19 protein-coding genes are annotated in these 20,602 nt (G+C 41.5%); 8 read left to right on the plus strand and 11 right to left on the minus strand.

The window, feature by feature from the left end; genetic code table 11:
- Nucleotides 1-357: 357 nt before the first annotated feature.
- The gene (locus AAW31_RS11945) at nucleotides 358-1,035 is read left to right on the plus strand and encodes a c-type cytochrome (RefSeq protein WP_235264368.1); all 678 of its coding nucleotides are present in this window, start codon (nucleotides 358-360) and stop codon (nucleotides 1,033-1,035) included.
- 88 nt (nucleotides 1,036-1,123) lie between these two features.
- Here AAW31_RS11945 and hemL read toward each other — a convergent pair whose 3' ends face one another.
- Genes hemL through thiD form a run of 3 tightly spaced genes read right to left on the minus strand, consistent with a single transcriptional unit; the run spans nucleotide 1,124 to nucleotide 3,914 of the window.
- Nucleotides 1,124-2,407 (minus strand): glutamate-1-semialdehyde 2,1-aminomutase, encoded by a 1,284-nt coding sequence (gene hemL / locus AAW31_RS11950; RefSeq protein ID WP_046850393.1) that lies wholly within the window; start codon nucleotides 2,405-2,407, stop codon nucleotides 1,124-1,126.
- A gap of 14 nt (nucleotides 2,408-2,421) precedes the next feature.
- Entirely contained in the window at nucleotides 2,422-3,075 is a 654-nt protein-coding gene (gene thiE / locus AAW31_RS11955) for a thiamine phosphate synthase (protein ID WP_046850394.1), read from the minus strand.
- A 5-nt stretch (nucleotides 3,076-3,080) separates the two neighbouring features.
- On the minus strand, nucleotides 3,081-3,914 hold the full coding sequence (gene thiD / locus AAW31_RS11960; RefSeq protein WP_046850395.1) for a bifunctional hydroxymethylpyrimidine kinase/phosphomethylpyrimidine kinase: 834 nt from the start codon (nucleotides 3,912-3,914) through the stop codon (nucleotides 3,081-3,083).
- A 52-nt stretch (nucleotides 3,915-3,966) separates the two neighbouring features.
- Between thiD and AAW31_RS11965 the strand changes: the two genes are divergently transcribed.
- Both AAW31_RS11965 and gloA read left to right on the plus strand, forming a co-directional pair.
- On the plus strand, nucleotides 3,967-4,155 hold the full coding sequence (locus AAW31_RS11965) for a rubredoxin (protein ID WP_046850396.1): 189 nt from the start codon (nucleotides 3,967-3,969) through the stop codon (nucleotides 4,153-4,155).
- The gene (gene gloA, locus AAW31_RS11970; protein ID WP_046850397.1) at nucleotides 4,155-4,538 is read left to right on the plus strand and encodes a lactoylglutathione lyase; all 384 of its coding nucleotides are present in this window, start codon (nucleotides 4,155-4,157) and stop codon (nucleotides 4,536-4,538) included. The genes AAW31_RS11965 and gloA overlap by 1 nt, the downstream gene beginning before the upstream one ends.
- A 180-nt stretch (nucleotides 4,539-4,718) precedes the next feature.
- On the opposite strand, the gene AAW31_RS11975 is transcribed toward gloA, so the two are convergent.
- From AAW31_RS11975 to AAW31_RS12000, 6 genes are all read right to left on the minus strand, one after another.
- On the minus strand, nucleotides 4,719-5,426 hold the full coding sequence (locus AAW31_RS11975) for an SAM-dependent methyltransferase (RefSeq protein WP_046850398.1): 708 nt from the start codon (nucleotides 5,424-5,426) through the stop codon (nucleotides 4,719-4,721).
- Nucleotides 5,427-5,547: 121 nt separating this feature from the next.
- Entirely contained in the window at nucleotides 5,548-5,931 is a 384-nt protein-coding gene (gene apaG, locus AAW31_RS11980; protein WP_046850399.1) for a Co2+/Mg2+ efflux protein ApaG, read from the minus strand.
- 539 nt (nucleotides 5,932-6,470) lie between these two features.
- Nucleotides 6,471-7,928 carry a TrkH family potassium uptake protein gene (locus AAW31_RS11985; protein WP_046850400.1) on the minus strand — a complete coding sequence of 486 codons (1,458 nt, stop codon included), beginning with the start codon at nucleotides 7,926-7,928 and terminating at the stop codon, nucleotides 6,471-6,473.
- An 11-nt stretch (nucleotides 7,929-7,939) separates the two neighbouring features.
- On the minus strand, nucleotides 7,940-9,388 hold the full coding sequence (gene trkA, locus AAW31_RS11990; RefSeq protein WP_046850401.1) for a Trk system potassium transporter TrkA: 1,449 nt from the start codon (nucleotides 9,386-9,388) through the stop codon (nucleotides 7,940-7,942).
- Between the two features lie 299 nt (nucleotides 9,389-9,687).
- A complete protein-coding gene (locus AAW31_RS11995; RefSeq protein ID WP_046850402.1) occupies nucleotides 9,688-10,494 on the minus strand; it encodes an inositol monophosphatase family protein in 807 nt (268 codons plus the stop codon).
- Between the two features lie 2 nt (nucleotides 10,495-10,496).
- Nucleotides 10,497-11,054, minus strand: a complete 558-nt coding sequence (locus tag AAW31_RS12000; RefSeq protein ID WP_046850403.1) for a thioredoxin family protein — start codon at nucleotides 11,052-11,054, stop codon at nucleotides 10,497-10,499.
- 87 nt (nucleotides 11,055-11,141) lie between these two features.
- Between AAW31_RS12000 and AAW31_RS12005 the strand changes: the two genes are divergently transcribed.
- From AAW31_RS12005 to AAW31_RS19055, 5 genes are all read left to right on the plus strand, one after another.
- Nucleotides 11,142-11,903 (plus strand): 16S rRNA (uracil(1498)-N(3))-methyltransferase, encoded by a 762-nt coding sequence (locus tag AAW31_RS12005; protein WP_046850404.1) that lies wholly within the window; start codon nucleotides 11,142-11,144, stop codon nucleotides 11,901-11,903.
- A gap of 243 nt (nucleotides 11,904-12,146) precedes the next feature.
- Nucleotides 12,147-13,481: an amino-acid N-acetyltransferase gene (gene argA / locus AAW31_RS12010; protein WP_046850405.1), complete on the plus strand. Its 1,335-nt coding sequence runs from the start codon at nucleotides 12,147-12,149 to the stop codon at nucleotides 13,479-13,481.
- Between the two features lie 92 nt (nucleotides 13,482-13,573).
- On the plus strand, nucleotides 13,574-13,846 hold the full coding sequence (locus AAW31_RS12015; protein WP_046851743.1) for an oxidative damage protection protein: 273 nt from the start codon (nucleotides 13,574-13,576) through the stop codon (nucleotides 13,844-13,846).
- 72 nt (nucleotides 13,847-13,918) lie between these two features.
- Nucleotides 13,919-16,018, plus strand: coding sequence for a polyphosphate kinase 1 (ppk1, locus tag AAW31_RS12020; protein WP_235264369.1), 2,100 nt, complete (start codon nucleotides 13,919-13,921; stop codon nucleotides 16,016-16,018).
- A 19-nt stretch (nucleotides 16,019-16,037) separates the two neighbouring features.
- The gene (locus AAW31_RS19055) at nucleotides 16,038-17,588 is read left to right on the plus strand and encodes a CYTH and CHAD domain-containing protein (RefSeq protein ID WP_052752230.1); all 1,551 of its coding nucleotides are present in this window, start codon (nucleotides 16,038-16,040) and stop codon (nucleotides 17,586-17,588) included.
- A gap of 340 nt (nucleotides 17,589-17,928) precedes the next feature.
- On the opposite strand, the gene fba is transcribed toward AAW31_RS19055, so the two are convergent.
- Nucleotides 17,929-18,993 carry a class II fructose-bisphosphate aldolase gene (gene fba / locus AAW31_RS12030; RefSeq protein WP_046850406.1) on the minus strand — a complete coding sequence of 355 codons (1,065 nt, stop codon included), beginning with the start codon at nucleotides 18,991-18,993 and terminating at the stop codon, nucleotides 17,929-17,931.
- Between the two features lie 118 nt (nucleotides 18,994-19,111).
- Nucleotides 19,112-20,593: a pyruvate kinase gene (pyk, locus tag AAW31_RS12035; RefSeq protein WP_046850407.1), complete on the minus strand. Its 1,482-nt coding sequence runs from the start codon at nucleotides 20,591-20,593 to the stop codon at nucleotides 19,112-19,114.
- Nucleotides 20,594-20,602: the final 9 nt, after the last annotated feature.

The following is a 20,602-nucleotide window of genomic DNA, read 5'->3' on the forward strand; positions in this document are numbered from 1 at the left end:
CTGAATTTTTAGAGGCACGCTATATTAAATTCAGCAACTCATTAATTACCTTTAAATCTTACATTACTTTATTTATATGATATTTGCTCTGGTACGATACGAATCGATACCAAATATAGTTATATTTTGCATGCTACTCCTGAAGATAACAATTTTATTTTTATAGATATCTTTATCTTTTGTGTCATGCGATCTTTTTTTAATTCAATCCTAGCTAAACAATATTCGAAAATTTCTTTTAACCAGCGCTGATATAAGTAAAAAATATTTTTATTCTGATGGATTATCAGCTATAACCGTTTACTGCTATAAGTAAACCTTGTTAGAATGCGAAGTTAATTTGGCTCTTTTCTTTTTATGAAAACCTTAAAATCATCAATTCCTCAAAATATGAAAGTCATTAAAAATACTGCTGTCATTTTTGCATTTATATTTTCAAATCAAATTTTAGCCGATACACCTAGCACTCATGGTGATTCTGAAAAAGGCAAAGAAATTGCTACGGGTGTTTGCGCTGGCTGCCATAACGCTGATGGCAATAGCGTTATCCCAAACAACCCCACTCTTGCTGGCCAGCATCCGGAGTATATCACCAAGCAATTAATGGATTTCAAGGTAGAAGGTGATTCACCTGCAAAACGCGATAGTCAGGTGATGGTTTCTATGGTGGCAGCACTCTCTGCAGATGATATGCAGAATATCGCCGCTTACTATGCTCAACAAAAAATCACGCCTGCAACGACAACTAATAGTGATGAATCATTACTAGAAGTCGGTAAAAGAATATATGACGGCGGTAACTTAGAAAATAATGTGCCAGCTTGTTCCAGCTGCCATTCCCCTAACGGAGCAGGTATCCCTCCTCATTATCCAAAGCTCGCAGGTCAGCACCCAGCCTATACCATTTCTCAATTAGATGCATTTTATCGTGGAGGTCGTACTAATGACATCAATCACTCCATGCAAAAAGTCGTACTACGCATGAGTGCTCAGCAAATAAAAGCTGTAGCTGAATATATTGCAACGTTACACTAGAATGAGATTCCGCTGTTAAAAAAGAGGCATAGCCTCTCATTGAAAATTGGAAATTACCACCGTTATCATCGGTGGTAATTTAACATTTTTATACCCAAGAGCTAAAAATACGTTCAGCTGCAAGCAACGTATTATCAATCTCTTCGCTATTATGCATAGCAGAAACGAAACCGGCCTCATAGGCAGATGGCGCAAAATAAACTCCCTCTTCTAACATCGCATGAAAAAAGCGATTAAACGCTGCTCTATCACACGCCATTACCTCTGCAAAACTTTTTGGCGGTTCTTTACAAAAATATAAACCAAACATGCCACCAACAGACTCGGCGCAAAAATTTACGCCACATTTGTTTGCAACGGCTGTCAAACCTTGAGTCAGCTGTTGAGTTTTAGCTGAGAGTGTCTCATAAAAACCGGGCGCTTGCACTTCGCGAAGCGTTGCTAGTCCAGCTGAAACTGCAACAGGATTACCAGATAAAGTACCCGCTTGGTATACCGCACCGAGTGGAGCCAGGCATTGCATAATTTCCCGTCGTCCTCCAAATGCAGCCAGAGGCATACCTCCTCCTATCACTTTACCTAGTATCGTAATATCAGGTTTTATCTGATAAAGTCCCTGAGCACATTCCAGACCAACACGAAAACCTGTCATGACTTCGTCAAAAATCAGGACGCTACCATGTTGTGTGCTTAGTCTTCTTAAAGCTAGTAAAAAATCCGGCTCTGCTTTCACCAGATTCATATTCCCTGCGACAGGCTCAACGATAGCGGCAGCAATTTCCTTACCAAATTCATCAAAGGCTCTTTCTAAGCCATCAATATCGTTATAACTTAGTACAATGGTATGTGCTGCAGTTTCAGCTGGAACACCTGCTGAACTGGGGTGACCAAATGTCAATGCCCCAGAACCCGCTTTTACTAATAAGGCATCATCATGACCGTGATAACACCCCTCAAATTTAATAATATGGCTTCTACCAGTATAGCCACGTGCTAAGCGAATGGCACTCATCCCGGCTTCAGTACCTGAACTCACCAATCGCACTTGTTCTATCGAAGGAAGCAATTTGCAAAGCAGCTCAGCAATTTCAAGTTCTGTCTCGGTAGGAGCGCCAAAGGATAATCCATTCTGTGCTGCTTCTTGAACTGCTTTGACCACGTTGGGATGAGCATGACCAAGGATAAGCGGTCCCCATGAGCCGACATAATCTATATAAGATTTTTCATCCGCATCCCAAAAATAAGCACCTTTACCACGTTTAAAAAAAATAGGCGTGCCACCAACAGATTTAAAAGCACGTACAGGCGAGTTAACACCTCCAGGAATATATTTTTGAGATGATTCATATAATTGTTGATTAAGTGAGGTCATTTACTTACTCGTCATTAAGATGATGAAGAAAAAGTTTGTTCAGTCCTAAAAAATAGCTGGCTAAATTTTTTTGCAACAAATTGAATATCCTGCGTACCAAATAGCTCATGACATACAGCAATAGAATTGCTTCCATGAGCGATTAATGAGGAAGCATTAGCCAGAGTAATGCCACCAATTGCAACGATGGGAATATTCAATTTCTTCTTTGCTTCAGACAGTAGGTCAGTTGATGCTCTTACCGTATTAGTTTTAGTTTTTGAGCAAAAAAAGGCGCCAAATGCAACATAATCAGCGCCCATTCTTTCTGCCCCAAGCGCTAACTCCAGCTGATTATAACAGGACACGCCAATAATTTTGTTTTTCCCTAGATAGTCTCTAGCATCAGTAATAGCAATGTCTTCTTTTCCTATATGTATGCCGTCAGCGTCGACTTCTATAGCCAGATCATAATGATCATTAATAATTAAGCGAGTACCATATTGCTTACAAAGCTTGGATAACGCATTTGCCTGAGCCAAACGCAGTCTGTAATCGGCGATTTTATTTCGATATTGAACATATTGAACGCCACCTGCAATCGCCTGACGCGTCATCTCACACAGTTGTGTTGTATCCGTAATACCAGGCGTAATAGCATATAAACCATTCATTTCGTGAGAGATCATTAAAATCAGCTTTTTTTTTCTTCTAAATCATTCTCATCAGACGCCCAGAAAAATCTATCTGGTAAATATTGTCCCATCCCGGGACGGAACCCTGATTTAAGTGCATGCCAAGTATAGTCTTGTGCTTCATAAACACTTTCAGCGATAGGCAATCCATGTGCGAGAGAGGCGGCAATTGCTGACGAGAGCGTGCATCCCGATCCATGATAAGACCCGGGCAAACGCTGCCATTCATCAGATCGGATAACCCCGTTGGTATCATACAATGTATTAATTACCTTCCCTGTATTTTCATGAGTACCCGTGATCAAGGCATATTCGCAACCTATCTGTAATAACCGATCCGCACTTTGCTTTAAATCAATAATCTCTAATTCGTCCTCATTCTCAAGTATCAGCCGCCTTGCTTCTAGACTATTGGGCGTAATAATGGTGGTTTGTGGAATTAATAAATCACGTATGGCTGTAATTATCTGTTCATTAGCAAGTGGATCACCACGACCAGAAGCAAGCACTGGATCAAGAACCACTGGAATATCAGGATAATCAGCAATTATTTCCGCAATGGCAACGACAGTTTCTACACTGCCGAGCAGGCCTATTTTAAAAGCATCTACTGGCATATCTTCTAGTACGATACGAGCCTGATCTGTAATCCACTCAGAATCTAGCGCCATTATATTTTCAATGCCAACAGTGTCCTGGATGGTTACCGCGGTAATAACTGAAAGTGGATGACATCCTATACTTGCTAATGTGAGAATATCAGCCTGTATACCTGCTCCGCCGCTTGGATCGCTTGCAGCAAATGATAATACTTTGGGGGGTGGTTGTGACATGCAATAATACCGTAAAATATAATTTTAACTTAAAAGGACGTTTCGATCTATCATGCAGACCGATGAAAATCAGATTTATCACCGATACATGTGTTTGATCTGTGGTTATATCTATGATGAAGCCGAAGGTGCACCCCAAGAAGGAATTCCTCCTGGAACGCGATGGGAAGATGTACCAATTAATTGGACTTGCCCTGAATGTGGCGCACGTAAAGAAGATTTTGAGATGGTAAATATATAATGCGCATACTTCATACGATGCTGAGAGTAGGAAATCTCGAAAAATCTATTCATTTTTATACCAAAATTCTGGGTATGAAAGTTTTGCGCCAGAAAGAATATCCGGATGGAAAATTCACGCTGACATTTGTAGGCTATCAGAATGAATCAGAAAATGCTGTTTTAGAATTAACTTATAATTGGGGTATAGAAAAATATGAACTTGGCACAGCATTTGGCCACATTGCAATAGAAGTAGACAATGCATACGAAATGTGTGAAAAAATAAAAAACTTAGGAGGAAAAGTAACGCGTGAGGCTGGTCCAATGAAACACGGTTCTACTGTTATTGCATTTATTGAAGATCCAGATGGGTATAAAATTGAGTTTATTCAAAAAAGATAAATGAAGCAATATCAATATAACTGATAGGCTTTATCAGGAAAATGCTGTTACCAGGAGTAAGAATAATATAAATGATGTTTAATCTATGCAAATAATTAACTATGATTTATAAAATGATGGTAACAGCAGAATTCGTATTTATTCTCGTAAGCTGATAAGAGAAAAGAGAACCCCTTCAAATTATCTGTGCAATAAAAAAACTGTCGGTCTCCTGTTTATTTGGGGTAAATAGCTTTTCCATTCCTTGATTTTCTTGGTAGCAATATATTCATCTTTTAAAGTAAGATTACTGGCAATACATAAATCAGTTTCGTCATTACAGTTCTGGATGAGCAACTCCAGCAATTTCTGATTCCGATATGGTGTTTCTATAAAGATTTGGGTTTGATTAAATCGTGCTGATTCTTGCTCTAATTGGATAATTGTTTTGAGACGCAGTTCGTGCTTTATGGGTAAATAACCATGAAAGTGAAAGCTTTGTCCATTCAGTCCAGATGCCATCAACGCTAATAAAATAGAGGATGGTCCCACAAGCGGAACAATAGGCACATGCTTTTGATGTGCAGCCCGTACAAGATTTGCCCCCGGATCAGCAACGGCGGGACAACCTGCTTCAGATAACAGTCCTATATCATTTCCTGCAAGTAAAGGTTCAAGTAGTCGACCTAGCTCATTAAACCGGGTATGCTCATTTAATACCTGCATCTCAATTTCTTGTAAAGGCCGCATCCCTTCAATCTGCTTCAGGAAATATCTAGCAGTCTTTGGATGCTCAACAATAAAATATTTGAGACAAGTAATACGCTGCTGAACATTTGCAGGAATGATATCAGCAAACTCTGCCTCTCCTAATGGAGCCGGTATAAGGAATAGTGTGCCAGGATGCATATACAGACAGTCTACAACTCATTTCGCTGTCAAATCATGAAGCTATTAGGAATGATCTAACTAGCATCTTTGAAAATACCTTAATCGTAGAAGTCTAAGGTCAATCTGATTTGTTAAATATTTAATGAAGCACTCTTGGAACACTCAAAATGAATTCAGGAATATCTACGGTAAAATGAAAGCCATCCTCAGCAACCATTTGATAACTTCCCTTCATTGTGCCAGCTAGAGAAGGAATCGTTGTACCGCTGGTATATTCGAAAGTATCGCCAGGTTTAATAAGGGGTTGTTCTCCTACCACACCTAAACCTCGTACCTCATGAATATTACCATCACCACTCGTAATGATCCAATGGCGACTTATTAATTGGGATGCCACATTTCCTGTATTGGAAATACTAATAGTATAAGAAAATACATGGCGATCCGCTTCTTCGTCTGATTGTTCTGGCAAGTATGTTGTGCGGACCAATATATTGATATCATATTTTTTTTCGTTATTCATAGTTTGTGTATAGCGCACTATTTTCCAAATTACACCAAGTTACTAACTTAGATTTAGTTATCTCTAAAAGACCATAACTACCTACAGTGAATGTATGGAGTATGTCAAAAGTTAAAATATTAAGAATCGAGTTATGCAAGTATCGTTCTCATAGCTATTCAATTTTTCAAGCTAAGATTAATTTAATCCATAAATCAAAGCTATCGCTAAAGCTACCCGAATAATCTTCAAAAGAAGATGGCTAATCTCATAAATTACTAAAAGTAATTGGTAGTTAAAAATAAATGGTAGTTGCCTGAATAATATATGCCTAAGGATAGCTTTTGAAAAATGCGTAGATACACAGCACTACGATGTGAACTTGAAACGAGGCAACAAGCGATTCTTTCTGAAGTTCTCTAAGTATATATAAATCTTGTAAATTATTACCTAAATTTGCAATATAACCATCATTCCTGTAATGATACTATATGCAAAACTTACTCATGTGTATATTTTTAACATAATATTACCAAAATATTGACATAATAGTGAGTAATCTATTTTTTCCAGAAAGCAGCCGTAAATACGATTAAAAAAGTATAAAACTCTAGTCTTCCCAGTAACATAGCAAAGCTACAGAGCGAGATCTGGAAATCTGTCAAAGAAGCATAGGTTGTCGCTGGTCCAATTTGATTAAGTCCGGGCCCCAGATTATTGATATTTGCGACTGCAGCCGAGAAGGCTGTTATTTCATCCAGACCACTTAACGTCAGCACCAAAGTCAAGAGAATCATACTTGCTAAATAAACAAATAAAAATACGAATACTGCAAAGATAATTCGATTGGCGACTACATTTTTCCCTAACTTAACAGGCGAAATTGCTTGCGGATGCATAATTGTGATCAATTCACGAAAAAACTGCTGATATAAAATCCTCACACGGATCATTTTAATTCCCCCTCCAGTTGATCCAGAGGAAGTACAAAAACCGGATAAAAATAGCATCCATAGCGGAGCAAATATCGGCCACAAGCTATAATCAGTATTGCTGTAACCGGTAGTAGTCGCAACGGAAACAACATTAAAAGAAGCATAGCGCAGCGCTGTTAACGGATCAGTATACACTCCTGTCAACCATAAATAGCCGGCAAGCCCTATACAGCTAGCTAATACAATCACAAAATAAGGTTTGATCTCAGGATCATGATAATAAGATGAGAAGCTTTTAGCTCGCCAGACCATAAAGTGGGTTGCAAAATTTATTCCGCTGATCATCATGAATATGATCGCAACCAATTCAATTATTGGCGAGTTCCAATATCCATAACTTCCATCATGAGAAGAAAATCCCCCTAACCCCAAAGTCGTGAATGCATGCATGACTGCATCGAACCAGTTCATCCCCGCCAGCTTGTATGCAATCATGCAAATCAAGGTGAGCAATACATACACTAACCATAATCCTTTCGCGGTCTCAGCAATACGAGGTGTCAATTTAGACTCTTTCATGGGGCCGGGTATCTCTGCTTTAAATATCTGTCTACCCCCTACCCCGAGCATAGGCAGAATAGCAACAGCCAATACAATCAATCCCATACCTCCTAACCATACCATTTCACCACGCCACAAATTAATCGAGTGAGGCAGGATATCGAGACCGGTTAAGACTGTTCCTCCAGAGGCTGTCAGACCAGATGTTGCCTCATAGTATGCTTTAGCAAAACTGATGTCAGGAAAAAAACGTAATAAAGGCAGCATGCCAAAAAGTGGAAGCAGGAGCCAAACTAGAACAACCAATAAAAAACCATCACGAATCTGTAGTTCACGCTTGTAACGGCGGGTCATTAATCCGATAATTGCGCCACAACTCATTGTCATCAGAATAGCCTCACCAAAAACAACTGATGAGCCATCTTCTGACCAGTATGCGACACCGTAAGGTACCAGCATCGTAAATCCGAATACCAGTATGATCTTGCTCAGTACATTGGTAACCGACAAAAATTGATTCATGGATCGGTCAATTATAAAAAGGATGCGCTAACCTGAAATAACCTTTCAATTTGTCGAATCATCTTTTTATTGATGACAAACAGAATTACATGATCTTCTGACTCAATGACTGTATCGTGGTGAGCAATAATGACGCGTGCTTTATCCCAATCTTTGGCATTATTACTTTCCTCAATAGCGCCTGTACTCAACCACCGCTTGTTCTGCGGTGGTAAGCCACGCACGATGGCACCGATCGTCGCACCTTTAGGTAATTTGATATCCTCGATTTTGCGTCCGACTATATTGGATGATTGGGAGTCACCGTGCGCGACCAGCTCAAGCGCCTCAGCTGCTCCACGACGCAAACTATGGACTGCAGCGACGTCTCCCTGCCGGACATAGGCAAGTAATGAGCCAATCGTCACTTGTGCAGGTGAAATTGCGATATCAATTCCACTGCTTTGAACTAAATCCACATATACACTTCTGTTAATTAAAGCAATGACCTTTCGTGCACCCAGACGCTTAGCTAACAGCGATGCCATGATATTATTTTCATCGTCATTGGTTAATGCACAAAATACATCCATTTCAGCTACATTCTCATCCTCCAGTAATTCTTCATCCGTGATATCTCCATGCAGCACCAGCGCATAATGTAGTTCCTGAGACAGAAGCTCGCATATCTTGCCATCACGTTCGATGATTCTGACTTGATATTCTTTTTCCAGTGCTTCCGCCAGACGCCTGCCAATTTTACCGCCTCCCCCAATCATGACCCGTTTGACCGGCTTATCCATGCTGCGGAGCTCACTCATCACAACACGAATATCCTGAGTAGCCGCTATGAAAAAAACTTCATCACCCTCCTCGATGGCGCTACTTCCTTCGGGAATAATAGGGCGATCTTTGCGAAATATCGCTGCAACTCGGGTATCGATATTGGGGATATGCTTCCGTAATGTCTGTAGTTGATGTCCTACCAATGGCCTACCTTGTAGTGCCCTTACAGCGACCAGACTCACTTTACCAGAAGCAAAATCAAGTACCTGTAATGCTTCTGGAAATTCGATTAATTTCTCGATATATTCAGTTAATATTTGCTCTGGATAGATAGCATAATCAACACAAAAATTCTTTTGTGAAAAAATATCAGGATGCTTTAGAAAATCACTTGCACGAATTCGTGCAATTTTGGTAGGAATATTGAATAAGCTGGCGGCAATCTTACATGCCACAAGATTGATTTCATCACTTTCGGTGACAGCCAATACCATATCAGTATCTTCAGCCCCTGCTCGTTTAAGTACTGAAGGATGAGAAGCATTTCCGGCAACTGTTCTTAAATCAAAGCGATCCTGCAGTAAGGCTAACTGATTTGCGGCAATATCGACCACCGTGATGTCATTTGCCTCACTTACCAGGCTCTCGGCAACAGTAGAACCAACTCGCCCGGCTCCCAGAATAAGAATTTTCATAGAGGCAATCTGTTCTTTTGAGTTTTTAATAACTATACACCTAAGTTCCTCTGTTGGAATTTAGGATGAAAATAGCTGTAATATAATTCTATCAACAGTTCCCGGCCAAAAATATTAACTGCTCCTAAGTTACAGTAAACAAGCTGAAAGCAAGGTGTGACAATACTGTGAGAAGATTTTGATTATTTTATTAAAATCTCACCTGATTGGTGAGGCCATGAATCTCTCAAAGTGCCTTAATCAGTAGGGTTCTTGAGCAATTTAAAAGATTTCAACTGAGGAATTTAGGATAAAACATCCTACACCGCAGAAATCCCGTCATTTTGATAGTGTGCTCTTACCCAATCACGCCATTGCCTAAATAATGCAGGATCAAGTGCAGCAATTACTGAGCGTTGCCAGGGTGATCCTGCCCAATAATCATCCTGCTCAAAGCTGCACATAGAGCCACCTGATTCTTCCAGAATCAGACAGCCGGCAGCGTAATCCCAAGGTTTCTGGCCACCGTGGAGATACAAATCAAAGTAACCCGCAGCGGTATAACACCATTCTAGAGTACATGCACCAAAGTTACGCTGTGACGCATAGGGAGGAGAGGCAGCTATCTTCTCAGCCAGCTTACGATCAAGGCGTTTAAGATCGACGTTAGCTATTGCATTTCGTAAATGAGTCTCACGATTTCTCAACGGTAATCGAATACCATTAAGATAAGCACCTTTACCTTTCTCTGCGTAAAACAATTCTTTTGTGACAGGGTTGTAGACCACACCCAAAATACTTCGCCCCTTGCGCATCAATGCGACGGAAACTCCAAAATAGGGAAGGCCATTAAAAAAATTGGAGGTGCCGTCGATTGGATCAACGCTCCAGAGCCCGGCATCTCCCGCTTCCCACAGTGCATGTTGTTGCTGTATGGACATTTCTTCACCCATTACTGCAGCAGGATGAATTCTCTGGAGTTTATCCAGCAAAACTTTCTGTGCGACTAAATCAGCTTCAGTATAAAAGCTACCATCCGCTTTACGGTGGCGCACCACTTGCATATATCGAGGCATAATCTCCTCTTGTGCAACGTCTTTTACGACCGCAATGAGTTGTTCCAGCATATTTAATCAGCTCGCCATTTAATCGAGCAGCCGATACTCGGTATTTGATCTTTAGGGCCCTGACCTGTTTGAGCCACTTGTACCATTGCCTCGAATAAGTCACGGCGCGCATCATCTGGCGCCGCCTCTTTGCGAGAGGCATCTAACCGTCCACGATACTGTAGTTCCAGGCGACTATTAAAACCAAAAAAATCCGGTGTACAAACTGCTCCATAGACTTTGGCAATTTCCTGGGTTTCATCCCATACGTAGGGAAAAGGATAGGCATACTCTTTAGCCACTTTAACCATGTTATCAAAAGAATCTTCTGGATAATCCTGAGGATCATTCGACATGATAGCGATTGCACCAATACCATATCCCACCAACTCTTTTACGTCCCGTATAATACGATCGCGTACTGCTTTGACATAAGGGCAATGATTGCAAATAAACATCACCAGCAACCCATTCTCACCTTTTGCAGCAGCCAGGCTATAACGTTTGCCATCTACTCCAGGCAAATCAAAATCAATTGCTTTCCAGCCAAAATCACAAACAGGTGTTTCAAGACTTGCCATATTTTCTTCTCCTTATCGTAGGTCTTGTTTGTCTTTGCTATATTATCATGGAATCACAACTCGCCTGCTCTCAGGCCCTTATTCACTATGACTGCACGCTTTTATTACCCTGGCGCTATGCTACCGGGTCAAATTATTACTTTGCCTACAAATACAGGCCATCATGCCACGCGCGTGCTACGTCTTAAGCAAGGCGACAAAGTAATTTTATTCAATGGAGAAGGGGGCGAATTTTCTGGATCAATCCATCATCTTGATAAATCAGCCAACACAGTGATTCTCTCACAATTTCACGCAATCGAACGTGAATCACCGCTTTCTATCAGTTTGATGCAAGCGGTTTGCTCTAATGAGAAAATGGATTGGATCATACAAAAATCAGTAGAACTCGGTGTTAGCTGTATCCAGCCTGTTACGGCAAATCGTAGTGTTGTACGGCTTTCAGAAGAACGTGCAAATAAACGGCTATTGCATTGGCAACAAGTCATCATTGCTGCCTGTGAGCAATGTGGTCGAAACCGTATTCCAAAACTATACCCTTTACTAACACTATCAGATTGGTTCAATCAACAATTTGAAAGTAAACTAAATAGTATAGAGAATCAATTCATTTATAAACTTATGCTTTCACCTACAGCAAATAAGCGCTTATCAAAATTCCCGCTGCCAAGCATGGATACCCCCCTGTTACTGCTTGTTGGGCCGGAAGGGGGCTTTACCACAGAAGAAGAAAAAGCGGCTCATACGATGGGTTTTGTTTCAATTTGCTTAGGTCAGCGCACCTTACGAACTGAGACTGCGGCACTCGCTGCGATAGCCACTATGCAGACTTTATGGGGAGATTATTGAATAAATTTTGTATCCATAGACAAAAGCTTTCCATTCTCATCCCCCTTCAAAATGTGGTATCCATACTTTTACCTGAAGGGAGAAAGCTGAATGAGGAATGATAACAATCGGATTTTAAAGTGCTATGAGTATAGTTTCAAAATACATGAAATTGCTTTTCTTCTAATAAAATATCTACTGATCAGCTTGCTCTCATGAAAAAGCTCTAAGTGATCATTAAACTCATAACAACATTACTTGAACATGGCACAAAATGCTGATTTTGTCACTTGGTTCCGTTCCGTTGCACCTTATATTAACGTATTTCGCAGTAAAACCTTTGTGGTCGCATTCGGGGGTGAAATTGTAGCTGATGGAAATTTTGTTGAACTGGTTCACGATTTCAACCTGTTAGCAAGCTTGGGAATCCAGTTAATTCTGGTGCATGGCGCACGACCACAAATTGAATCCCGATTACAACAGCATAATTTGGAAGCAATGTATGTAAACGGAATACGCGTGACAGATAATCCCACGCTTCAATGTGTTAAAGAAGCAGTCGGGAAAGTTCGTGTTGAAATCGAAGCTTTGATGTCTATGGGATTACCCAATTCACCCATGGCTAATGCTGCTATCCATGTTGCTAGCGGTAATTTTGTTATAGCCCGCCCTATCGGTGTGCTTGAAGGCGTTGATCTTATGTATAGCGGGGAAGTACGAAAAATTAACACCTCAGTTATCCGCTCACGTTTGGAAAAGGGAGAAATCGTTTTACTCTCGCCACTTGGTTACTCTCCCAGTGGAGAAATCTTCAATCTCACACTGGAAAATGTTGCTACCGAAGTCGCTATTGCGCTTCAGGCAGAAAAACTTATATTTCTGATGAACCCACTTGGTGTCATGCGCGGATCTACGGACCAGAGTAGCACTTTATGGCGTGAATTGACTATTGCGGAAGCAAAAGCAGTACAAAAAAAATTCATCACGCCCATCGATTCAACAGATGATATTCAGTTATATCTCCCCTGCGCAATACATGCGTGCGAGAATAGTGTTGCGCGAGTTCATCTGATTAGCCGTCATATAGAAGGTGCTTTGTTGCAGGAATTATTTACCCATGAGGGTATTGGCAGCATGATCACACAAGGGCCTCTGCAAACTATACGCAAAGCTGAAATAGAAGATATAGGCGGCATTTTGCAATTAATTGAGCCATTAGAAAATGAAGGTGTGCTGGTTAGACGCAATCGCGAATTATTAGAGATTGAGATTGATCATTTTACCGTTCTGGAACACGATAACATGATCATTGCCTGTGCTGCACTTTATCCTTTCCCAAATGAAGGCGCCTGCGAGCTGGCTTGCCTTGCTGTTCATCCGCACTATCGCAGGACTGGCTGTGCCAGTACGTTACTTAAACATATCGAACAGCAGGCCTTAGCGCAAGGTTATCTCAAGCTATTTGTCTTAACCACGCGTACAGCCCACTGGTTCATTGAAAGAGGTTTCACAGAGACTACACCTGATAGGCTGCCTAAGAGCAAGCAGAGTCTTTACAATTATCAGCGTCGCTCAAAAGTATTCATGAAAGAAATATAAGTTGGAGGGAGTGGCATGACAACCATTTGTTTTAATATGAATTATAATTGAGAGAAATATAACTTCTTCAATTAACTTGTTTGGGTAACAATATGACAAGAATAGTGAAATGCATCAAGCTGGGTCGTGAAGCGGAAGGGTTGGATTTTCCGACTCTTCCAGGTGAGTTGGGAAAACGAATTTATGAGAGTGTATCTAAAGAAGCATGGAGCCAATGGATCCAGCACCAGACTATGCTTGTTAATGAATACCGTCTCAATCTTGCTGATATCAAAGCACGTAAGTATCTCATAGCGCAAATGGAAGCTTATTTTTTTGGTGAGGGTGCTGATCAGCCAGCAGGGTATGTTCAACCTGACAAGTAAACTGGAAAGAAAAACATAATTTTTTATCTTAACAGATCATGGATTGCAACCATTAAACAAGATAAGCCGGAAATGCCAGATTCAGCCATTATGAGTGATGTGACTAGCTCCACTCCATTCCTCAACCGAGAGCTTAGCCAAATCGAGTTTAACCAGCGTGTGCTTGCTCAAGCTCGAAACAAAGATACACCCTTACTGGAGAGATTGAAGTTTTTGTGTATTGTGAGCAGCAACTTCGATGAATTTTTTGAAGTACGAGTCGCTGGATTAAAAGAACAAATCAAGCTGGACACACCAGGTTTTGGGCCAGATAGCATGTTACCTCGCCAGACCTTCAAGCTGGTTTCCGAAAAAATACATCAAATTGTAGATGAACAGTATAAGTTACTTAACGGATCTATTTTCCCAGAGTTAGCACTACACGGGATTCGTTTCCTTCGCAGAAATGATTGGAATGACTGCCAGCAAGAGTGGATTAAAGCTTTTTTCTTTCGTGAGCTTATGCCCATGCTCACACCGATCGGCCTGGATCCTTCCCATCCTTTTCCACGCGTATTGAACAAAAGTCTGAATTTTGCGGTAGAACTAGAAGGGAAAGATGCCTTTGGGCGAAATTCAGGTATGGCAATAGTTCAGGCGCCACGTATTCTTCCGCGTATTATACGACTCCCGAAAGAGGTCAGTACCGAAGAATATAATTTTATCTTCTTATCTTCGATTCTTCATGCGCATGTCGGTGAGCTGTTTGCAGGCATGCAAGCGATTGGTTGTTTCCAATTTCGCGTCACTCGCAATAGCGATTTGTTCGTGGACGAAGAAGAAATCAAAGATTTGCGCCTAGCTTTGCAAGGTGAATTACCTCAACGGCATCTTGGTAATGCGGTACGTCTCGAAGTGGCGGATAACTGCTCACCACATATGACAGAATTTCTACTTAGCCAGTTTGGCCTGACTCTGGATGATTTATACCAGGTTAATGGACCGGTCAATCTGGTACGTCTCATGCAAGTTCCTGCACAAATTGATCGCCCCGGCCTGAAATTTCCTCTGTTCATTCCTGGTTTGCCGTTTTCCACTCAGAAAAAGAAAACTTCCGATATTTTCCAGTTAATTCGCAAGAATGACATTTTATTGCATCATCCCTATCAGTCATTTCAACCAGTCATCCAGTTTATCCAGCAAGCATCAGTGGATCCGAATGTCGTAGCGGTCAAACAAACGGTCTATCGTACAGGCTCAGACTCTACTGTCATGGAAGCGCTCATTGCCGCAGCCAGCCGGGGAAAGGAAGTGACTGTGGTTGTCGAGTTATTGGCGCGATTTGATGAAGAAGCTAATATCAATTGGGCTAGTCGCCTCGAAGAAGTCGGCGCCCATGTGGTTTATGGTGTTGTCGGTCATAAGACTCATTCCAAGATGGCAATGATTGTGCGACGTGAAGAAGGCAAACTCCGTCGCTACACCCATCTTAGTACCGGTAATTATCATCCGGGTACCGCCCGGCTTTATACTGATTTCGGCTTGCTCACCTGCCATGAAGAAATCTGTGCTGACGTCAATGAAGTATTTTTACAACTGACTAGCCTTGGCAAAGCCAGCAAATTGAAATATCTATGGCAATCCCCTTTTACTCTTCATAGCCAAATTCTAGCTGCGATCACCAATGAAATGGAGAATGCGAAAGCAGGTAAACCTGCAGGGATCATTGCCAAAATGAATGCATTATTGGAGCCCAATATCATTCAGGCCCTCTATGCTGCTTCGCAAGCTGGCGTAGAAATTCAACTGATTGTACGAGGTGCCTGTGCCTTGCGCCCAGGCGTACCGGGCATGTCAGAGAATATTACAGTGCGATCCATTATTGGACGTTTTCTTGAACACACGCGTATTTTTTATTTTTGTAACAATAACAATCACAATATTTATTTATCGAGTGCTGATTGGATGGATCGTAATTTCTTTCGCCGGATTGAAATCTGCTTTCCAATTTTAGAGCCGCGCCTAAAAAAACGCGTGATTGCTGAAGGATTAAAACCTTATCTTAGAGATAACACCAACGCGTGGGAAATGGATGCCAGTGGGCGCTACAAACGTAAATCGGTTCGCCCGAGCAGGCGTTTTGGTGCGCAAGAGGTATTACTTACCAAGCTCGCTGCCGCCAAACAAAGCTAGATCGACTGGACCTGTATTTATGCCTAAAGAAATCGAGCTCAAGCTATCGCTACCCAGAAGCTGCATTAAACATTTGCAGCACTTACCGCTACTAGAGACTTTGGGTATTTCCCGGCCAACTAAACAAAAGCTTTATACCATTTATTTCGATACACCTGACTTAGCTTTAAAACGGCAAAATTGTGCGCTACGCCTACGTCAAATGGGCAAAAACTGGTTACAAACCATTAAAACAGAAGGGAGTGTTGCATCTGGATTGCATGAGCGCAATGAATGGGAAGTATCCGTTCCCAGTAATCAGCTTGATTTCACTCAATTAGGCGATCCTGGAATGATCAAATTATTGAGTGATGCTGAGTTAAGGAAGCAACTACGGCAGGTATTCATTACGCGATTTACCCGGCATATGTATCTCCTGCAAATGGAAGAAGGTAGTCAAATCGAGTTCTGCTTTGATCATGGCAAAATTATCATCGATCACACAAAAGAATCTTTTACTGAAATCGAACTTGAATTAAAGTCGGGCAAGCCTAAGCAACTATTCCGGCTTGCGCTTACGCTTGTCCAGATACTTCCTTTCCCACTCAGACTGGAAAACATAAGTAAGGCTGAACGAGGCTATATGCTTTATACGGGACATAAAAATCCTCCTGTTAAAGCCTTGCCTGTTGAGCTTAAAGCTGATATGGACTTAACGACAGCTTTTACTCTGATTGCACAAAACTGCCTTGATCAATTGACCAGAAATGAACATGGCGTGATAACGCGTATTGATGTTGAATATCTCCATCAGATGCGTATTGCGCTGCGTCGGCTCCGCACAGCTTTTGATGTTTTTGCGTCTGCTATCCCAAATGAGGTATCACTCATACATGAGCTTAAATGGTTAACGAACCAATTGAATCCAGCACGTGACTGGGATGTTTTTGTTACAGAACAGCTTCCGAAAATTCAGCAGAATTTTGAAGATCATACAGGAATAGCTGCGCTCATAAAAACATGTGAAATATTACGCAAAAAACACAATAAAGCTGCACGCAATAGTATCAAATCGAAACGTTATACCAAATTGATTTTGCAGTTAAATTTGTATCTTGAAGAAGCATTTAAATACCCAGGCCAACCGAAGACCTTGAAAAAAGCAGTTACCAACATGGCATTGATTAATTTCACGAAATCTGTGTTGATCAATTGCCATAAGCACATTATTGATACTACGAATAAAGTTGAAGAATTTGATCTCACATCACTCCATTCGCTCCGCATTAGCATAAAAAAACAACGTTATGCCGTAGAATTTTTTCAAGCGCTTTTCGCCCCTGTCGAGGTTAAAAAATATATCCAATCATTATCTGGGCTACAAGATATCCTTGGCTCCATTAATGACAGCATAAATACTCAAAGACTGCTTAAACAAATCCCGGGCTCGAAGACAAAGACATTAGTATCGCGAGAAGCGACTGGAATTATTCTAGGATGGAATAAGCAGCGACTCCAGCGAATGAATACAGAAATAAAGGATGCCTTGCAACTTTTCTACCACGCTCCCCTTTTCTGGGAAGCTCGTTGAGATGCGGAGCTGCTACACCGCATTTTGCTTTTATGGGCACCTCTGAGAATTTATGTCTGCGAGCATCTGCTTCGTGGGTTGCCTGCTTACCCCGTCTCGTCACACTACTTCGTTATTCACAATAAATGTTTCCTTTACCTATCAGGTATATCAGTTATATGCTGCATCAACATTTTTTGTTCTCGCCTTGTCTTGGTTAGAACTCTGAATTTTTAGAGGCACCTTTATATCAATATTAAGAAAATATAGTTAAAAAAACATAGCAAAAAATTAAGGCTGCTGGTGTTTGGGAAGATCATCAACCCATTTCGAGCAGCCTTTTTATCCCTGTCTCTACTTATTAAGCAATGATAGGTTTTAGTTCACCTTTTGCATATCTGTTAGCTATTGCTTCTAGCGAGGTAGGTTTGATTTTACCTGCCTGCCCTGCACTACCAAATGCTTCAAACCGTGCTTTACAAATTTCTTTAGCTGCGGCAGTCGCATCTTTTAGATATTTTCTTGGATCGAATTCACTCTTGTTTTTAGCCAAATGACGACGGATGGCTCCAGTCATAGCTAACCGAATGTCTGTATCAATATTCACCTTACGCACACCATTTTTAATACCTTCCTGAATTTCCTCGACAGGCACACCGTAAGTTTCTTTCATTTCGCCGCCATATTCCCGAATAATTTCAAGCCATTCTTGAGGGACAGAGCTTGAGCCATGCATTACTAAATGAGTATTAGGAATCCGTTTGTGGATTTCCTTGATACGCTCAATAGCCAGAATATCTCCGGTTGGTTTGCGTGTGAATTTATATGCGCCATGTGACGTGCCAATGGCAATAGCAAGCGCATCCACGTTAGTTTTTTTCACAAAGTCGGCGGCTTGCTCTGGATCGGTCAGCAGTTGATCATGCGACAGCACACCTTCCGCACCATGACCATCCTCTGCTTCGCCCATCCCGGATTCAAGTGATCCAAGGCAGCCTAATTCACCTTCAACAGAAACGCCGACGGCATGAGCCATTGCAACAACTCTTGCGGTAACATCAACATTATATTCATAGGATGAAGGTGTTTTGGCATCTTCTTCAAGGGAACCATCCATCATGACACTAGAAAAGCCGCTACGAATTGCATTTACACATACTGCAGGTGAAGCGCCATGGTCTTGGTGCATGACAATAGGAATATGTGGGTAGGCTTCCACCGCGGCTTCAATCAAATGACGCAAAAAAGGCTCTCCAGCATATTTACGCGCACCAGCTGAGCCTTGCATGATCACTGGGCTATTGCATTCATCCGCTGCCTGCATAATCGCGTGAATTTGTTCGAGATTATTCACATTAAATGCCGGTAGTCCATATCCATTTTCTGCTGCATGGTCCAACAGTTGTCGCAATGATACAAGTGCCATTTAAGTCTCCTTCATTTTAAATTTTGTATCGGATTTATTAAAAAAATTAGTTGATACGAAGCAAGTATCTCGATAAAGGGCATTATTAATCTTTTAAATTGACTTACGATAAGAAAACTTAAGAAGTTATTGATACTGAATTTGTTTCAGTGCTTTTTACATCTCTTGATTTTCTGTGATCACCTACACGAACGATTTTCATGGTATTAGTCCCTCCCGATTTGCCAACAGGCTCTCCTATAGTCATTACTATCAAATCACCATCACGGACTGCTCCACGCTTGAATAACTCATCTTCTGCCAGACCTAAAATAGCTTCTGGATCAAATAATCCCTGGCCAAATTCTATGGGATAAACGCCCCGAAATAGAGTCATCTTACCAAGGGTATCTTCCTGGGGGCTAAGGGCAAATATAGGCACTTTTGAGCTTCTTCGCGACATAAGTAATGCTGTTACACCACTTTGAGTAAGTGCTGCAATAGCACGAATTTTGAGACCGGTGGCAGTATACATCGCTGCACGAGCAATAGCCTCTTCAATACTAACTAGTTGGGTTTCGGGCGAACGCTCAAAGCTCTGATTTACTATGTATTCTTTTTCTGCCTCCAGGCATACTCTTGCCATGGCTTCTACTGCCTCGGTCGGGTACTGTCCTGCTGCAGATTCCGCAGATAACATAACCGCATCCGTTCCATCCAATACCGCATTGGCTACATCTGAAACTTCCGCACGAGTGGGAATCGGATTAATGATCATGGATTCCATCATCTGTGTTGCAGTTATCACGAGTTTATTTTTAGCACGAGCAGATCGTATCATCCGCTTTTGCAATGCCGGTACGGCAGCATCCCCCACTTCAACGGCCAGATCACCACGCGCAACCATGATCGCATCTGATGCGTCTAAGATGTCATCTAATGCCAAGATAGCTTCAGAGCGTTCAATCTTCGCCATAATCAGGCTATTACCCCCAGCCTCTTGCATTAAGGTTCGTGCTTGACGGATGTCTTCACCTGTGCGAGGAAAAGATACCGCCAAATAATCTGCTTTCAATGCTGCAGCGGTCTGGATATCCTGTTTATCCTTAGTAGTCAGTGCAGGTGCGCTTAATCCACCCCCTTTTCGATTAATGCCTTTATTATTTGATAGCACCCCCCCTTGCTTGACTTGGCAATATATTTCATTTCCTACTACCTTAGTGACATTAAAAACAATGCGGCCATCATCTAATAATAATGTCGCACCAACTTCCACGTCATTAGGTAATTCCTTGTAGTCAAGTCCTACTCTCTCTTCATTGCCTAATTCACAGTCAGCGTCCAGTATGAATTCATCACCTGCTTTGAGCCAGATTTTTCCATGATCAAATTTACCAATGCGAATTTTTGGCCCTTGCAAATCAGCTAATATCCCAACCTTATAACCAGTAGCGCGAGCAAGATTACGAGTCAGGTCAGCGTAAGCGATATGTTCTTCGCGAGTACCGTGTGAAAAATTTATTCTCACGACATCAACACCTGCAAGAATCATACGTCGCAGAACAGTAGAATCGCTACAAGCAGGTCCCAGCGTAGCAACGATTTTTGTTCTTCTAATCATTCTAAAAGA

The sequence above is a fragment of the Nitrosomonas communis genome, from assembly GCF_001007935.1.
Taxonomy (GTDB): Bacteria; Pseudomonadota; Gammaproteobacteria; order Burkholderiales; family Nitrosomonadaceae; genus Nitrosomonas; species Nitrosomonas communis.

What these genes read in the sequence shown, in the direction of transcription:
- AAW31_RS11945 (WP_235264368.1), top strand. Translation starts at nt 358, where the DNA reads ATGAAAACCTTAAAATCATCAATTCCTCAAAATATGAAAGTCATTAAA.
- hemL (WP_046850393.1), bottom strand. Translation starts at nt 2,407, where the DNA reads ATGACCTCACTTAATCAACAATTATATGAATCATCTCAAAAATATATT.
- thiE (WP_046850394.1), bottom strand. Translation starts at nt 3,075, where the DNA reads ATGATCTCTCACGAAATGAATGGTTTATATGCTATTACGCCTGGTATT.
- thiD (WP_046850395.1), bottom strand. Translation starts at nt 3,914, where the DNA reads ATGTCACAACCACCCCCCAAAGTATTATCATTTGCTGCAAGCGATCCA.
- AAW31_RS11965 (WP_046850396.1), top strand. Translation starts at nt 3,967, where the DNA reads ATGCAGACCGATGAAAATCAGATTTATCACCGATACATGTGTTTGATC.
- gloA (WP_046850397.1), top strand. Translation starts at nt 4,155, where the DNA reads ATGCGCATACTTCATACGATGCTGAGAGTAGGAAATCTCGAAAAATCT.
- AAW31_RS11975 (WP_046850398.1), bottom strand. Translation starts at nt 5,426, where the DNA reads ATGCATCCTGGCACACTATTCCTTATACCGGCTCCATTAGGAGAGGCA.
- apaG (WP_046850399.1), bottom strand. Translation starts at nt 5,931, where the DNA reads ATGAATAACGAAAAAAAATATGATATCAATATATTGGTCCGCACAACA.
- AAW31_RS11985 (WP_046850400.1), bottom strand. Translation starts at nt 7,928, where the DNA reads ATGAATCAATTTTTGTCGGTTACCAATGTACTGAGCAAGATCATACTG.
- trkA (WP_046850401.1), bottom strand. Translation starts at nt 9,388, where the DNA reads ATGAAAATTCTTATTCTGGGAGCCGGGCGAGTTGGTTCTACTGTTGCC.
- AAW31_RS11995 (WP_046850402.1), bottom strand. Translation starts at nt 10,494, where the DNA reads ATGCTGGAACAACTCATTGCGGTCGTAAAAGACGTTGCACAAGAGGAG.
- AAW31_RS12000 (WP_046850403.1), bottom strand. Translation starts at nt 11,054, where the DNA reads ATGGCAAGTCTTGAAACACCTGTTTGTGATTTTGGCTGGAAAGCAATT.
- AAW31_RS12005 (WP_046850404.1), top strand. Translation starts at nt 11,142, where the DNA reads ATGACTGCACGCTTTTATTACCCTGGCGCTATGCTACCGGGTCAAATT.
- argA (WP_046850405.1), top strand. Translation starts at nt 12,147, where the DNA reads ATGGCACAAAATGCTGATTTTGTCACTTGGTTCCGTTCCGTTGCACCT.
- AAW31_RS12015 (WP_046851743.1), top strand. Translation starts at nt 13,574, where the DNA reads ATGACAAGAATAGTGAAATGCATCAAGCTGGGTCGTGAAGCGGAAGGG.
- ppk1 (WP_235264369.1), top strand. Translation starts at nt 13,919, where the DNA reads ATGCCAGATTCAGCCATTATGAGTGATGTGACTAGCTCCACTCCATTC.
- AAW31_RS19055 (WP_052752230.1), top strand. Translation starts at nt 16,038, where the DNA reads ATGCCTAAAGAAATCGAGCTCAAGCTATCGCTACCCAGAAGCTGCATT.
- fba (WP_046850406.1), bottom strand. Translation starts at nt 18,993, where the DNA reads ATGGCACTTGTATCATTGCGACAACTGTTGGACCATGCAGCAGAAAAT.
- pyk (WP_046850407.1), bottom strand. Translation starts at nt 20,593, where the DNA reads ATGATTAGAAGAACAAAAATCGTTGCTACGCTGGGACCTGCTTGTAGC.